This window comes from Desulforamulus ruminis DSM 2154 (assembly GCF_000215085.1).
GTDB lineage: Bacteria > Bacillota > Desulfotomaculia > Desulfotomaculales > Desulfotomaculaceae > Desulfotomaculum > Desulfotomaculum ruminis.
Genome location: NC_015589.1, coordinates 590173 through 605351 on the forward strand (window position 1 = coordinate 590173; position 15179 = coordinate 605351).

Consider the following 15179-nt stretch of genomic DNA (forward strand, 5'->3'; position numbering starts at 1 on the left):
CAGGCCAACCGGATAAAAAATCATAAAAAAAAGTTCAAACTGCTTTACAAACCTAAAAAAATCACTATAATTAACCTTAAGGGGAACGTCAACTTTTGGCTTTAGGTACGACACAATTCTGTTGTATTTGGTACTTGGTTTAGGTAAAAATGTCCCATATGGTTGGTTAAATCAAGTGGTAAGCGAAGTTCGTTGTAATTCCCTGTATGAAAGAAAGAGGCTAAGTGAAAAAATAGTGAGTAAAGTCGGAATGACCATTTGTAAGTCGGTGTTTCTGGAATCCAGTTCGACCCGCGACACCAAGGTTGGCGTTCCCCGATTATAAAACCCAGGATTAATTCCTGGGTTTTAAGTTTTTTTAGGGGTCTTGTTATGCATGCAAAGTGATAATAAAGATTGAACCAAAAGGTGCGTTAAAAAGCAGTTTCTATGAACCAATCGGTGCGACGGGGGTCTAAATAAAATTATGATGATGTTTATTCTTCCATTTATTGAATCATTTGAATGAGGCCATTATCCCTATATCTGATGCCAAATCTTAATCATTTAACCGGTAACAAGCATGCTGTTCCATATGGCATGCTTTTTGCTTTAGTATTATTTGTCATTTTTTTGACATTGTTATTTTAAGTAAATGAAAATTGTCGTTCCAGAATTATGATTGTAAAATTTTGTAATCCAAATAAAGATTACCATAAATCAACGTAAGGGGGATAAGGGTGGCAAAAAGAAGAAGCATGAACTGCTGGGAACATTTAAAATGCCCGGAGGATCGTAAAAGCCAGTGCCCTGCATTTACACAAAAAAGAGGGGGAGATTGTTGGAAGGTTGAGCGAACTCTGTGCCGGGGTGAGTTGCAGGGTACCATGGCTCAAAAAATTGGCTCCTGTAGAAAATGTGATTTTTATTCATCCAAGAATGCCATGAGCATGTCTTTAAAGGTTAAACTAATGCTGGCCTTTGCCTTTATATTGGCTTTGCTGGCGGGTGTTGCCGGTTTTACCGTTTATGAGATGAAAGTGATCGACCAGTCCTATAATGTTTTAATCCAAGAAAGAGCCCAGGTAGCCATTGTCAGTACCGAAGCCGTTATTGCTTATCAGGAAAATGCCTTGAATGTAAGAACCTTTTTACTTACGGGCAGTCCTGATTATACCAAACGTTATGCTGAGAAGATTGGAGAGGTTGAACAAAAATTTAGAGAACTGGAGCAACTGGTACAGACGGAAACGGGCAAAAGAATGCTGGCTGATTTTAAAACGGGCTATCAGGAATTTGCAGCGTATGCAGACCAGGGCTTTGCCCTGAAAGAGAAGGCCTTGTCCGATCCTACCAGGGATTACAACCAGGAGATTGATGACTATCTGAATGCCAATAAAGGCATTGTAAAAAAAGTTACGGACCAGGGAAAAGCTTTAGCCGATTATGCTTATGGGCTTTTGGATGCCGGACATAAGCAAAATACTGAACGGGGCAAGGCCTTAGTATCTACTTGTATCATCCTTAGCCTGGTTGCATTTTTGGCAGGCTTGCTGGCAGCTCTCTACATGGGCAGAGTTGTTGTCAATCCTGTCCGGATGCTGGAAAGCAGTGCCTCAAAGGTTGCCGCCGGAGATCTTACGGTGGACGAATTAGAAATTAAAAACCGGGATGAAATCGGACTTTTAGCCATGGCCTTTAACCAGATGGTGGTAAGCTTACGGGATATTGCCCATCAGTTAAAAGAAAAATCCCAGCAGGTTGCTTCATCCGCTCAACAGCTTAACTCCAGTGCGGAAGAAATGTCGTCTGTGACCATGGAGACCAGTTCAACAGTTTCTGAGATCGCCGCAACCGTTGAAAATGTAGCTTCCGATGCACAAAATGTTGCTTCTTCGTCGGATGTGGCTTTGAACTTTGCCAAGGAAGGTACCACTGCGGTGGAGCGGGTTACTTCCCAGATGCAGACCATTAGTCATTCAACCAACATTGTGGATGAACGTATCAATAGTCTGGGGCAGAAATCCCACGAAATCTCCCAGATTGTTGAGTTAATCACGCAAATTGCCGATCAAACCAACCTGCTGGCCTTAAATGCGGCCATTGAAGCGGCCAGGGCCGGCGAAGCCGGACGCGGTTTTGCGGTGGTTGCCGAAGAGGTGCGCAAGCTGGCTGAGCAATCTGCCTCTGCAGCTCAAGAAATTAAAGAATTAATTGGTGCCATTCAAGATGAATCCGATGAAGCCGTCAAGGCCATGGTCAATGGAGCCAGGGAAGTTCAAGAGGGCAATCTTGTGGTTTCCGAAGTAGGAAACACTTTTCAAAATATTATTCAGACCATCACCGGCTTAGCAGAACAAGTTCATACCGTGGCGGCGGCCTCCCAGGAGATGGCCTCGGGCATTCAAAATGTAGCCGGAGCCACCCAGGAACAAAGTGCCTCTATGGAGGAAATTACCGCAACGGCAGAAGCCCTGGCCCAGATGTCTGTCAGTCTGGATGAGCTGGCGGATCGTTTTAAACTATAAGATAAAATAATAAGGATTTTTGCTTAGCACCCCGGAAGGGGTGCTTTCTTATCCCACAGATTGTCATGCCGATAAACGGGAGCGGGTTAGGGAACGCATAAAATGTCAAAGGGAAAAATGAACTCTGGATTAGGGATATGAGGATTGGCGGCAATCAGTTGATCTACCGGTATATTCAGTTTTTGGGCAATGGAATCAAAGGTGTCGCCAAATTGCACCTCGTAATGGTTTTGAAAGTTGGCAGGACAGGTTGTGGGCTTACGAAAGCCCGGGACACATAATACATCCCCCGGGAAAAGCAGGTTTGGATCGGAGATATGGGGATTGGCAGCCACCAGTTCTTCTTCGCTGGTACCAAGCTGCCGGGCAATGCTGGACATGGTATCCCCAGAAATAACAAAATACTGACTGATAAACCCCGCAGGACAGTCCTCCGGGTAACGAGCCGGCATGAGAACACCCTCTTTCTCTGGTTTCAGGAAGCAACCATGGGATTTCTTTAATATATGTCGGCGCCGCTAAAGGAGCCTTTGATGAGTAAATTTATTTTCTCCTTCTAACCTCTTTTGGTCTGCAAGAGTCTGAGCTTCTGCTGTACTTCCCGGACCGCTCCGGTGGAACCTTTGGAAGGAGCGTATACAAAGGGCTTATGATGGCGGTGGCACATGGCTTCCACGTTCGGTAAGCGGTGAGACATCATTTCAGTAACCATGACCACAATGTCTGCAGACCTGACTTTGGACTCAATGTTTCGTCCGGTGCCGCCCTGGAACCCGGACTCCCAGGAAAAAGCGGCTCCCCTTCGTTCAAACATCTGCCGAAAGGATTCTTTATACAAGTCGCCGCCCACCACCAGAATCTTACGTCCGGATAAAAGGGGATCCGCCACATCCACCGTTGCTTCCGTCTTAGCCGCCGATTGTTTGCCTCTGCGGCGGATGACTTCTTCCAGATTGGTTTCTTCAAACTTCCAGGCAATTCTGGCCCGGGAAGGGTCGCCTTCCAGGTAGGCCACTTCCACCAGATCCCCCTCTTGCAACCCGAGGCTGCGGACCTCCCGGGGATTAACGGTAATGGTTATTTCTTCTTCCCGGCTGAACACAAACCATTCACCGGTATGGTAAATCAGCGGGCCAATGACGGCCACCCGCTTGGTTGGAGCATCCGAACTGCGGCGTTCCAGCACAGTAAATTCATAGAGCATGCTGTCTCCCAGGGTACCCAGTGGGTCGGCGGCCAGCCAGTCTCCGTGTTCAACGCCTAATTTTCTGACCCAGATTTCGGGCATAAAAACTTCTTCATCTTCGCCAATAATGGTTCCCCCTTTGGCCAGGCGGTTAAAGGGGCCGGTAACCCGGCCCTCGGGTTCTTCCGCAGGGTCATGGGAGGGTGGAAGGCCGGCGTGCAATGACCGTTCAAAAAGAGCGATACTTTGTTTTAGGGATTGATCCAGGATGGATAGCGTGGTTAATTCATCAGGACTTAACCGGTTGTGCAGTTTCTCCCGGGTTTGTTCTATCAATTGTTTCATTTTTGTCACTGTTTCCGTGTACGGCATAGGGAACCGCCTCCCTTTAAGATTTGCCTAAATTATAGAAAGATGATGTAATAATGTAAATAATTCATTACAATATTTATTAAAGTATGTCCTATTATAAAGAGATTTTTGCCGAAGATATAAAATAGATAAAGGAGCTTAAACCGTGACTTTCAAACGTTATCTGATATACATTTTTTTACAGATTCTGCCCCTGCTCTATATGGGCTGCATTTGGTATCTGTCCGGCCGGCCCAGTGATGCGGTCATTGTTTTGGGATTTTACGACGCGATGATTAAGGAAAGCCTGCATCTGGTGGAATTTGCCATCCTGTATGGTTTGGTGGTGCTGGCACTTTTGGCCAGAAGCGAGCTTTCCCCTGCCGGAACCCGGCTGGCGGTTATGATCTCGGTGGTTTATGCCTTTGTGGATGAATTTCACCAGTTTTTTATTCCATCCCGCTCCGCTTCCCTGGTTGACTTACTGAAGGACACCCTGGGAATTGCCGTGGCCTGGTATCTGGTAAATCAGATCTACTTTAAAAACAAGGACTCTAAGACCGGAAAACTTCTGCGTGGTATTACCGCCCAATTGGCGCCCCGAAGAAATATGGAAGAGGGGGATCAAATATAAAAATGGGGAATTGGCTGTTGATTCGTTCTTTAATTAAAAAACTATTATTTTTCACTGGACTGGCTTTGTTTTTTCTTTTCACAGTAAACAGCCACATTAAAAGTACCGGTGAAGCGCATCGGTTAAAGCCGGAAGATAATTTTAAGGCTCAGACGGCCATCGTGTTGGGGGCGTATGTTTCCCCCCAGGGGCAACTCTGTGACATGCTGGTGGACCGGGTGCAAACGGCGGTTGATTTATATAAAAGCGGTAAAGTGGAGAAATTGCTTATGACCGGCGATCATGGCAGCACCACCTATGACGAGGTAAACCATATGCGTCTTTATGCGGAGAAGCTGGGGATTCCCACCGAGGATATTTTTATGGACCATGCGGGTTTTAGTACTTATGACAGTATGGTTCGGGCCGTGGAAGTATTTTGTGTTCAATCCGCTGTCATTGTGACTCAGGAGTTTCACCTGCCCAGAGCCACCTATATTGCCAGGTCCCTGGGGATGGAGGCCCGGGGCGTGGCCGCCGACCGGCACCTCTACCGGGGAGTGGAGTACAATGAAGCCCGAGAGATTTTAGCCCGAAATAAAGACTTTGTAAACGTTCATCTTTTTCAACCGGAGCCGAAATTCCTGGGACCGGCCATATCCATCACCGGAGACGGCCGGCAGACCCACGACCAATAGTTTTTGGGGAAGGAGCAGGATATGACGGGGATGGAGGGGAGGTCCCTTTTTAAGGGAAAATACTTGAGCGACGAGATTATTTGGGAACGGGCGCTCCAATTAATCAGGGAACGGGATGAAATATACCTACAGATGGCACGACCGGGAACCGCTCAGGATCCGCAAAGAATGAAAGAACTGTCCATTAAGCTGCATGAATTGAATCCCCTTTGCTTATTAATCGAAGAGCTTAAAAGCCAGTTTAAAAACTACCTTTTGGTGCAGGAACTTTTGACCTTGGGGGATTCCCCGGGGGAGGAGGAACTGCAATGGCAGGAGGAATATCAAAGCCGTTGCCAGCAACTGGCTCTACAGGTCTACCGGGCACTTCTTGATAAGGGCTGCCTGGAGGAGGAAGTGGAAAATCCCTTAGATTTGGAGATCCTTAAATTTATTGAATATGCAGGGCCGGAGTATGCCTGGCGGTTGAGTATTAATGTGAATATTACCGTTGAAAAGGCCCGGGAATGCCTGGAGAAACTTTTGTGGAAGGGTCTGCTGGAAAGGGTTCCGGGCAACATGCTGGGCAATTATCACCGGCAGAAGGACTGGACCAAACATATGAACCATACCTATTACAGGATAACCCGGGAAGGAAGATTGTATCTCAGACAACTGCGCAGAGAGCAGGAAGAGCAGATGGGTTGGGAAGAAGGATAAATCTTGCCGCTAAAAGGAGTGGACTGAAAGAACCACCGGATAAACGGAAGGGAGCGGTCTTTTTGAAGGGGTTACCGGATTACTTGGCTCACGGCCTTAAGATACTGTTTGTAGGTTATAACCCTGGAGAGCGCTCGGCTGTGTTAGGGCATCATTTTGCCGGTCGGGGGAATCAGTTTTGGCGGCTGCTTTATGAAGCGGGGTTAACTCCCCGGCTTTATGACCCCACGGAAGACGGGATGCTGAAAGAACTGGGTTACGGTCTAACCAACCTGGTCCCGAGACCCAGTAAAAGCAGTTCCGACCTCTCAACCGCCGAGATGCGGGAGGGAGCGCTGGAATTGAGGATAAAGGTGACCCGATATAAGCCGGCGATTGTTTGTTTTCTGGGCAAAGAGGTTTACCGGCGGTTTGCCGGTATCTCAGCCAAGAGCGGCCTTTCATACGGTCCGGTAGAAGGAGCGGATGTAACTCAGGGAGTCCTAGCCTTTGTTGCGCCCAACCCCAGTGGCAGGAGTACCATTCTTTACGCCGATAAATTAGCTGTGTTTATTCAACTTCAGACCATGGTAAAAGCACAAAAATTAAGGAAAGATAAATCCAAAGCACTTGGCTAAAGGATCGGAAGCGGTTATTCTTTATTTGTGGTTGTGCAGAAATCCCGGTCCGTGGTACGATTTAGGCAATACAAGGCAGGAGTGAATACTGGTGAAGGATGAATCGAAAAACTCGGCTTTAAACTACATTGCCGCCAACCTGGACAAGATGTTGATACCAACCTTACTTTTTTTTCTTTCCCAAAAGCCTTCCCACGGTTATGAATTAATTCAAAAAATTAATGAATCGGAACTGTGCGAGGTGGAGGCAGATCCGGCTACCATTTACAGAAATTTACGCCGCATGGAAGAGGATGGGCTGGTTATTTCCAAGTGGGAAACAAGTCAGGCCGGGCCGGCTCGCAGGGCTTATGAGCTGACCGCGGAAGGCGCTACAGCCCTCCAATATTGCGCAGGTCTGGTAACTGCCAAGGTGAAAAAATTACAGACCTTTTTAGATCAATATAATTCTGGAGGTTAGGAGGAGAAAAGGTGGCTCAAGTGCTTACAATTTTACATGCCGGAGCCCTGAGAATGCCCATTGCCCAATGCACTAAATTAATTAAGAAGCTTTACGGGGATCTGGATGTCAAACTGGAATCATACGGTTCCAGGGCCTGTGCCCGGCAGGTGAGGGAAGGAAAGTCTGTGGATATTCTGGCCCTGGCGGATCCCGTATTGTTTGATAAATTATTGGTTCCGGAATATGTAGCAAACTATTATATTTTTGGTAATGATCAAATCGTTTTAGCCTATGATGAATTTTCCAGGGGTAGTGAGGAGATAACTGCGGGCAACTGGTTTGACATTTTGCAAAGGGAAGATGTAAAATTTGGCCGGTCTGATGAAAACCTGGACCCCTGCGGCTACCGGACCCTAATGGTATGGCAACTGGCGGAAAAATACTATGGGCGGCCGGACCTGTTTGCGCGGTTAAATGACCGGTGTACCGGAGATAAAATTTATGCCAAGTCCTCTGACCTGGGGTCCGGTATTCTGGAGGGAAAACTGGATTACGCTTTTTCCTATCTTTGTGTGACCAAACAGTTTGGCTTAAAATACGTCACCTTGCCGGAAAGAATTAACCTTTCCAATCCTGCCCATGCTGCCTATTATCAGCAGGCTTCGGTAGCTCTAAAGGGGAAAACCGCCCAAGAGAATACCATACAGACCGGCGCCCCCATCGAGTTTGCCATCGCCCTTTCTAAAAATGCGGAAAACCCGGTTATGGCCAAAGCTTTTCTGGACTTGGTTCTGAGCAAGCAGGGGCAGCAGGTTTTGGAAAACTGTGGGTTAATCCCTTATTAATGGCTAAATATTTCTAATGTATACATTATTCCTTAATAAAAAGGCTTGTCAATCATCAAAGAACCTCATATAATTAGCAATCATAACCTAGACAATGGCGTGTCATAAAATCAACTGGCCGATGAAAGCCCAGTGAACGGATTATTTCCGTGCATTGGGCTTTATGTTTTAGGCTATCTTTAGCTTGCGTCTATTGGGTGGGAGGGGTAGAATGGATACAATTTAAAATCTTTGGCAAAGGGGTAAATCAATGCAATTTAACTTCCGATGTCCAACCAGAATCTTTTTTGGCCGGGATTGCATTGCCCAAAATGGCAGCGAATTTACGGCTCTGGGTAAGAAAGCCTTAATTGTTACCGGAGGGAGTTCCTCTAAAGGAAATGGCTCCTTAAAGGATGTTGTGGCCATACTCAACCAAGAAAACATTGAATACCAAGTTTTTGACGGTATTGAACAAAATCCCAGCCTAACCACGGTGTTTCGGGGAGGGCGAAAAGGGAGAGAAATGGCAGCAGACTTTATTATCGGCATAGGAGGAGGCAGTCCTCTGGATGCGGCCAAAGCCGTGGCCATCCTGACTGTTAATGATATGGGCGAGCAGGATTTTATCGCCAGGAAATGGACTTGCCAGCCCTTGCCGGTGGTAGCGGTGCCCACCACTGCGGGTACCGGCAGTGAGGTTACTCCCTATGCGGTGTTTACGGTGGATTGGGCAGAAAGCAAAATGTTGATTGCCGGTGAAAATTTGTTTCCGACCCTGGCATTTCTAGACGGTAAATACATGCTGGACCTGCCCTGGGAGGTTACGGCCAACACCGCGGTGGATGCCCTGACTCATGGCATTGAGGGCTACATTAATAAAAAGGCAACCGTATTTACTGACCTGCTGGCCTTAGAAAGTATCTCGATCATCGGGAAACTGTTGCGGCAAATGAACCCGGATCATATTTCCCTAGAGGAAAGGGAGCAATTGCTTTATGCCTCTATGCTGGCGGGGATGGTGGTTGCACAAACCTCAGCCAATATTGTACATGCCATGGGCTACCCCTTCACTTATTTTAAAGGCTTGCCCCACGGTTTAGCCAACGGGGTCATTTTGCCAGCGGCGTTGGAGTATTTGGCCCAAGGTTCTCCCGGCAGGGTGGAGCAGGTTATAAAAACCATGGGCTGTCAAGATATCACAGAGGTAGGGGACTTGTTAAGGAAAGTACTGCCCGTTACAGACATTCACTTGACTTCCAAAGAGGAAGAAAAATTTGTGGCCAAAACCATGCTGGTTAAAAACTTGGACAATTGTCCTTTAAGGCCCGGGGAAAAAGAGGTTATGGCAATATTAAGCAAAATTGCTTTGCAAAAAGTCTAACTCCACAGCCAATTAATGCCTTGGTAAAAGATAATGGCTTATAATCCTGCGCCGAACCCTTCATGACAAAAAATTCAGTTTTTTTTTGAAATAACTATTGACTTAAAAAAAACGGCTAGATATACTTACGTTAATTTAACTGGTACGTACCTTAAGGTAAGGGGATGTACGATGTGTGTATTGACTACAACAGTCCAATACCATTGTATGTGCAACTGAAAGAAGTTTTAAAAGATAAAATTTTAAAAGGGGATTATAAAGAGAAGATCCCCAGTGAAAGAGACTTTATGGAACAGTTTTCGGTAAGCCGTTCGACCGTCCGGAAAGCCATTAATGCTTTGGTGCTGGATGGTGTTTTGGAAAGGATACACGGCAGAGGAACTTTTGTTTCATTGCGTCCTGTGGAAGAGTGGCTGGGTAATCTGAGTACCTTTAACGACCTTGTCTGCAATATGGGCATGAAGCCCAGTATAAAGCTATTATACCAAGGGGTTGAATCAGCTACCGAAAATTCGGTTCCCTTGGGTTTAACAGAGGTCTATGTTATTAAGAGGTTACGGTTTGCCGATGATGTCCCTCTAGCAGTGGAGAGACAATATTACCCTCTGAAAATAGGGTTGAAACTGGCACAGTTTGATTTAAATAACGCAGCCATTTATGATTTGCTTGAATCTTCCCTGGGGATTAATTTATCGGAAGCCGAAGAGGTTATTACAGGCAGGATGTCCACAAAGGAAGAGGCTAAACTCTTAGGAAGCGATCAATTAATTAGTGTACTGCAAACAGAAAGGATTATCTTTGACACGGATGGAAATCCGGTGGAATATGAAAGAAGTGTTTATCGGTCTGATATGTATTCCTTTCGCATAAAGCTGGCCAGAAAACGGGGTTAAAAATTTTTAACCCCCATGGTACGTACATCATGACCTTAATGGATGCTTATTACTCGTAAAAACAAAAATCACCCCTACCCTATAGCTGGAATAAATTTCTAGGGCCGCGAGTGAAAAGATTTATAGGTCGCTTATCCGAACATAAAACAGATACGCTTATTTTGTTGTGCCCAAAATTAAATAAGGAATACCCCTTCCCGAGCAGAGTAGACCGGAGCACTCAAAAACTTCCACCTGCTAACAAGACATGGACAGAAGATTTTCACACAAAGGAGGTGAGAAATCCACCGCTGATTGCCATATCCCGCAAACAACTGGATAAACATGATTACTTTATAGATTCTATCGTAATGACAATTGTTTGTAAAGAGATTTAAACGACAATCGAACAATTATTTGTAAAAGAGAAAAATTCTATGGATAAAGAGATGGCCTTGTGCTTGCAGGAAGGGGTGTTCATGGAATCGTGAGTGGATGCCGGTAAACTTAGCAACGGGAGCTTAAACGAAGTGAGGTGTTTGTATTGCCTGGCAGTATAAAGAAAGCAAAGGTTGTGGTCAGTAACCTAACGAAACAGTTTGGTGAACTGCTTGTTTTAGACAACATTAACTTTAATGTTGGAGAAGGGGAATTTCTTTGTATTGTTGGGCCAACCGGCTGTGGTAAGACAACGTTTTTAAACCTGTTATCAAAACTCATACCATTCACCAAAGGAAATATATACATTGATAATGAGATAGCAGACCCCAAACGCCATAATATTTCCTTTGTATTCCAGGAACCCTCCTGTATGCCCTGGAGAACGGTCAGGCAAAATATTGCCTACGGTATGGAAGTTAAAAAGTTTCCGCAAAAAGAGATGGAGGAACGGTTGGAAAAAACCATGAAGCTGGTTGGCCTAACGGATTGTGCCGATTTGTATCCCAACCAAATTTCCTCCAGTATGGAGCAGCGGGTGGCCATTGCCAGAGCCTTTGCCGCTAAACCGGACCTGCTTTTGATGGATGAACCCTATGGTCAATTGGATGTTAAATTACGCTACTATTTAGAAGACGAATTGATCAGCATTTGGCAGGAATTTAAGACCACGGTTATTTTTGTGACCCATAATATTGAGGAAGCGGTGTATCTTGCTGAGAGAGTATTAATTCTGAGCAGTAAGCCCACAACCATAAAAGCAGAAATAAACGTCGACCTGCCCAGACCCAGAAATTTCCTTGACCCTAAGTTTGTGGAAATTAGAAAAGAAGTTACAGACTTAATCCGATGGTGGTAACCCGGCAACCGACAGTAAAGAAGAATTATTTCCGCTAGTCTGTTAGACAAACTATTTACAAAAAAGGGAGGAATGGGCCTATGAGCAGCAAAAAACGGATCGTTACTTTGTGTGCTGTTGCTTTTTCATTGCTGTTAATCGCCGTAGCAGCAACCGGATGTGGTAGTTCCGACAACGGCAGCAAAGGTTCCTCGGAGGATATGCCTAAAATCAGGGTGAGTCACCAGCCCGAATTTGAGACATTCTTAACCTATAGAGCCATTCAGGAAGGACTGGATAAGAAAAATGGGGTTAGCCTGGAATTAAAGTTCTTTGATTCAGGAATGCCCCAAGTGGAGGCCCTCCCAGCCAATGAATGGGATGTTGGGGCAACCGGCGGCGTGCCGGCCATAATGGCGGCCCTGCGGTACGATGCCTATATCATCGGCATTGCCGATGACGAATCCTTGGCCAACGTGGTAATGGCAAGGCCCGACAGCCCTCTTTTAAAAGGCGAGTCTCCCAAAGGTAAAAACATTCTGGTAACAACGGTTTCCAGTGGTCATTATGCCCTGTCCCAGTATTTAAAATCCTCCGGCCTTTCCGATAAGGATGTAACTATTCAGAACCTGGAGCAGGCCCAAGCCGTTGCCGCCTTTGATTCCGGTAAAGGTGACGCGGTGGCCCTGTGGGCTCCCTTTATGTACACCGGATTGCAAAAGGGATGGGAAGTGGTTGCCTCCGGAGATAAAGTAGGAGCGAAGATTCCCCTGGTTTTAATTGCCAACAAAAAATTTGCCGATGAACATCCCGATCAAGTGGTTAAATTCTTAGATATTTATTTCCAAAAAATTGATGAAATGAAAAAGGAAGGTTCCAATCTGGCTACGGACTATCAAGCATTCCTAAAAGACTGGGCCGGGATGGAGGTTAGTGCCGAAGACGCTAAATTGGATATTGAAAACCACCCCGTATTCACGTTGGAAGAACAACTAAAAATGTTTGATAGTTCCCAGGGGAACAGCGAGGTTTACCAATGGATGGATGGTATTGCCACCTTCTTTACGGAACAGGGTAAATTTAAACCTGAGGAAAAGGAAAAAGTGATGCAGAGCCCATTCATCAATGATAAATTCCTTAAAATGCTGGCCAAAGAAAAAGGGTTAATCCAATAAATCTCTAAGGATAAGTTTTGGCAAGAACAAGTTGAAGAAGGTGGGGCCTGCCAAGGCTGCGCCCCACCTTCTGAACCCCTCCTGAAATCTTTAAGGATAGACTAAGTAAGTCGGGAGTGAAAATATGGCTAATGAAAATGATCATGAGAGAATCCTTAAATACCTGCCATATCTAAGTATATTTCTTTTGTTAATTGTGTGGGAACTTATTGTAGATCTAGGCGTGGTTCCTAAAACTTTGCTGGCTTCTCCGGTTCAGGTTGTAAAGCTGTTTTTTTTAAAGCTTAACATGGCGGACCCGGATGGTGCGGTTTTGTCCGTGCATGTTTGGACCAGTCTTAAAGAAGCTTTGCTGGGCTATCTTTTAGCACTGGCAATCGGGATCCCCTTAGGACTGGCCATGGGATGGTTTGTGGTCGTTGAGGGTCTGGCCCGTCCTATTTTTGAAATGATCCGCCCCATTCCCCCGGTAGCTTGGATTCCCCTGGCCATATTTTGGTTTGGCATTGGTTTGCCGGGTAAGGTATTTATCATCTGGGCCTCCGGTGTAGTTCCCTGTGTGATCAATTCTTTTGTGGGTGTCCGCATGACCAACCCGACTTTTATACGGATGGCTCGTACCTATGGTGCTTCGGACTGGGAAATTTTTAAGCAAATCTGTATTCCTTCCGCCCTTCCCATGGTTTTTGGCGGGTTGCAGGTAGCCCTGGCGGCCTCCTGGACCGCCCTGGTAGCCGCAGAGCTGATTGCCGCTGATACCGGACTGGGATTCTTAATTACCATGGGGCGCCGACTGCTGATGCCGGATATGATTGTTCTGGGCATGATTATGGTAGGACTTACCGGCGTAGTCATTGGTATTATTGTCGATCGGATAGAAAGAAAACTCGTGGCAGGCGTAAGGAGGTAAAGGATGGCAGTGACGGAAATGAAGGTTACCCCAACGTCCACACCCCAACAAAACAGTTGGTCAAAAATATTGAAGAACATTTGGGTTCTATATGCAATCTCCGTAATCGGCTTTATTATACTCTGGGATTTAGCTGCGGTAACCCAAATAACCGGGAAGTTTCTCCCCCGTCCCATGGAGGTGCTGAACCAACTGCTGGATATGCTGGTTAACCCCTTGGCGGGAAAGACCCTTTTAACGCACCTGTGGTTTAGTTTAAAGCGTGTCCTGATTGCCTTTGTCATTGCGGTTGCCATTGGCGTACCCATTGGGGTGGCTATGGGCATTAACAAATATGTAAATGCCCTGGTAAAACCGGTGTTTGATTTGTTTAAGCCCATGCCGCCCATTGCCTGGATTTCCCTGGCTATTTTGTGGTTTGGCATTAACGAAACTTCCAAAGTTTTTATTATTGTCATCGGAGCCATTGTACCCTGTATTATCAACTCCTATAATGGTATCCGGCTGGTGGATGAATCCCTCTATGACGCCATTCGCATGCTGGGCGCCAATAAGTATCAGGAGATTATCGAGGTTACTTTTCCGGCCGCTTTTCCGGCTATATTTGCGGGAATTCAGATATCCCTGAGTATGGCCTGGACCACTGTATTGGCTGCCGAACTGGTTGGTGCCCGGGAAGGAATGGGTTTTATCATCATTATGGGGATGAACCTTTCTAAACCGGCGATGATTATTGGCGGTATGATTGTAATTGCTCTGACCGCCTGGTTAATCTCTGTTTCGGTAAACTACTTAGAAAGGTGGGTTTGCCCTTGGAAAACCGATCTGAACAAGTAAACATCAAGATCAGTTGCACCGGAATCAGTAAAAGCTTCCAGGAGAAAGACAAGAGAACCGACGTCTTAGAAAAGATGGATCTTTTGGTCAAGGAGAATGAGTTTGTGGTTATTCTGGGTCCCGGGCAGTCGGGAAAATCCACCCTTTTTAGAATTATTGCCGGGATGGAAACACCCACCACCGGCACCGTTACCATTGACGGCAGGGAGGTTACCGGGCCGGAACCGGAGATTGGTTTTGTGTTTCAAAGATATACCCTATTCCCCTGGAAAACCGTACTGGGAAATGTGGAGATGGGACCCAAGATAAGGGGAGTACCTAAAAAGGAAAGGCGTGAAATAGCCCGGCATTACATTAATCTGGTGGGTCTTAAAGGTTTTGAAAACCATTACCCTCATCAGTTAAGCGGCGGTATGAAACAGCGGGTAAGTATTGCCCGGGCCTATGCCAATAATCCCCAAATTATGCTTTTAGATGAACCTTTCGGCCAGTTGGATGCGCAAACACGGATTTTAATGGAACAAGAAACCATAAGAATTTGGGAAGCGGAGAAGAGAACGGTCTGCTTTGTAACAAACAACATTGAAGAAGCCATTTTCCTAGGGGATCGCATCGTTACCTTGGATGGCAAACTGCCCGGCAGGCTAAGCCATGTCTATCATGTTGATCTTCCTAGACCCCGGGATTTCACCGATATTGAATTCCTAAAGCTGCGCCAGAAAATTACAGATGAAACTCAATTGGTGCTATAGAACTTACCAAAAAATTTTAAGTTGCATGGTACGCAC

The 15179-nt window shown here is 45.9% G+C and carries 16 protein-coding genes; 14 read left to right on the forward strand and 2 right to left on the reverse strand.

Going from position 1 to position 15179, the window contains the following annotated elements; genetic code table 11:
- Positions 1–719: 719 nt before the first annotated feature.
- Positions 720–2507: a methyl-accepting chemotaxis protein gene (locus DESRU_RS02900; RefSeq protein ID WP_013840632.1), complete on the forward strand. Its 1788-nt coding sequence runs from the start codon at positions 720–722 to the stop codon at positions 2505–2507.
- An 86-nt stretch (positions 2508–2593) separates the two neighbouring features.
- On the opposite strand, the gene DESRU_RS02905 is transcribed toward DESRU_RS02900, so the two are convergent.
- Together DESRU_RS02905 and DESRU_RS02910 are read right to left on the reverse strand one after the other, a co-directional pair.
- Positions 2594–2959: a LysM peptidoglycan-binding domain-containing protein gene (locus DESRU_RS02905; RefSeq protein ID WP_013840633.1), complete on the reverse strand. Its 366-nt coding sequence runs from the start codon at positions 2957–2959 to the stop codon at positions 2594–2596.
- Between the two features lie 104 nt (positions 2960–3063).
- Positions 3064–4065, reverse strand: a complete 1002-nt coding sequence (locus DESRU_RS02910; protein ID WP_013840634.1) for a DUF2325 domain-containing protein — start codon at positions 4063–4065, stop codon at positions 3064–3066.
- A gap of 145 nt (positions 4066–4210) precedes the next feature.
- On the opposite strand from DESRU_RS02910, the gene DESRU_RS02915 reads away from it, so the two are divergent.
- The 13 genes from DESRU_RS02915 (at position 4211) to DESRU_RS02975 (ending at position 15143) form a co-directional block, all read left to right on the forward strand.
- Complete coding sequence (locus DESRU_RS02915; RefSeq protein WP_013840635.1) at positions 4211–4678, forward strand: VanZ family protein; 468 nt, start codon at positions 4211–4213, stop codon at positions 4676–4678.
- 2 nt (positions 4679–4680) lie between these two features.
- Positions 4681–5355 (forward strand): SanA/YdcF family protein, encoded by a 675-nt coding sequence (locus DESRU_RS02920; RefSeq protein ID WP_013840636.1) that lies wholly within the window; start codon positions 4681–4683, stop codon positions 5353–5355.
- Positions 5356–5376: 21 nt separating this feature from the next.
- A complete protein-coding gene (locus DESRU_RS19695; protein WP_013840637.1) occupies positions 5377–6054 on the forward strand; it encodes a DUF2250 domain-containing protein in 678 nt (225 codons plus the stop codon).
- A 62-nt stretch (positions 6055–6116) separates the two neighbouring features.
- Complete coding sequence (locus tag DESRU_RS02930; protein WP_013840638.1) at positions 6117–6671, forward strand: mismatch-specific DNA-glycosylase; 555 nt, start codon at positions 6117–6119, stop codon at positions 6669–6671.
- Positions 6672–6762: 91 nt separating this feature from the next.
- The gene (locus DESRU_RS02935; protein WP_013840639.1) at positions 6763–7131 is read left to right on the forward strand and encodes a PadR family transcriptional regulator; all 369 of its coding nucleotides are present in this window, start codon (positions 6763–6765) and stop codon (positions 7129–7131) included.
- Positions 7132–7142: 11 nt separating this feature from the next.
- Positions 7143–7958, forward strand: coding sequence for a substrate-binding domain-containing protein (locus DESRU_RS02940; protein ID WP_013840640.1), 816 nt, complete (start codon positions 7143–7145; stop codon positions 7956–7958).
- 250 nt (positions 7959–8208) lie between these two features.
- The gene (locus tag DESRU_RS02945) at positions 8209–9321 is read left to right on the forward strand and encodes an iron-containing alcohol dehydrogenase family protein (RefSeq protein WP_013840641.1); all 1113 of its coding nucleotides are present in this window, start codon (positions 8209–8211) and stop codon (positions 9319–9321) included.
- Positions 9322–9530: 209 nt separating this feature from the next.
- Positions 9531–10214 (forward strand): GntR family transcriptional regulator, encoded by a 684-nt coding sequence (locus tag DESRU_RS02950; RefSeq protein ID WP_238446353.1) that lies wholly within the window; start codon positions 9531–9533, stop codon positions 10212–10214.
- 553 nt (positions 10215–10767) lie between these two features.
- Positions 10768–11490, forward strand: coding sequence for an ABC transporter ATP-binding protein (locus DESRU_RS02955; RefSeq protein ID WP_238446354.1), 723 nt, complete (start codon positions 10768–10770; stop codon positions 11488–11490).
- Between the two features lie 80 nt (positions 11491–11570).
- Positions 11571–12644: an ABC transporter substrate-binding protein gene (locus tag DESRU_RS02960; protein ID WP_013840644.1), complete on the forward strand. Its 1074-nt coding sequence runs from the start codon at positions 11571–11573 to the stop codon at positions 12642–12644.
- 124 nt (positions 12645–12768) lie between these two features.
- Complete coding sequence (locus DESRU_RS02965) at positions 12769–13554, forward strand: ABC transporter permease (RefSeq protein WP_013840645.1); 786 nt, start codon at positions 12769–12771, stop codon at positions 13552–13554.
- A gap of 3 nt (positions 13555–13557) precedes the next feature.
- Positions 13558–14391, forward strand: coding sequence for an ABC transporter permease (locus DESRU_RS02970; protein WP_013840646.1), 834 nt, complete (start codon positions 13558–13560; stop codon positions 14389–14391).
- Positions 14367–15143: an ABC transporter ATP-binding protein gene (locus tag DESRU_RS02975; protein WP_013840647.1), complete on the forward strand. Its 777-nt coding sequence runs from the start codon at positions 14367–14369 to the stop codon at positions 15141–15143. Before DESRU_RS02970 ends, DESRU_RS02975 begins: the two co-directional genes overlap by 25 nt.
- Positions 15144–15179: the final 36 nt, after the last annotated feature.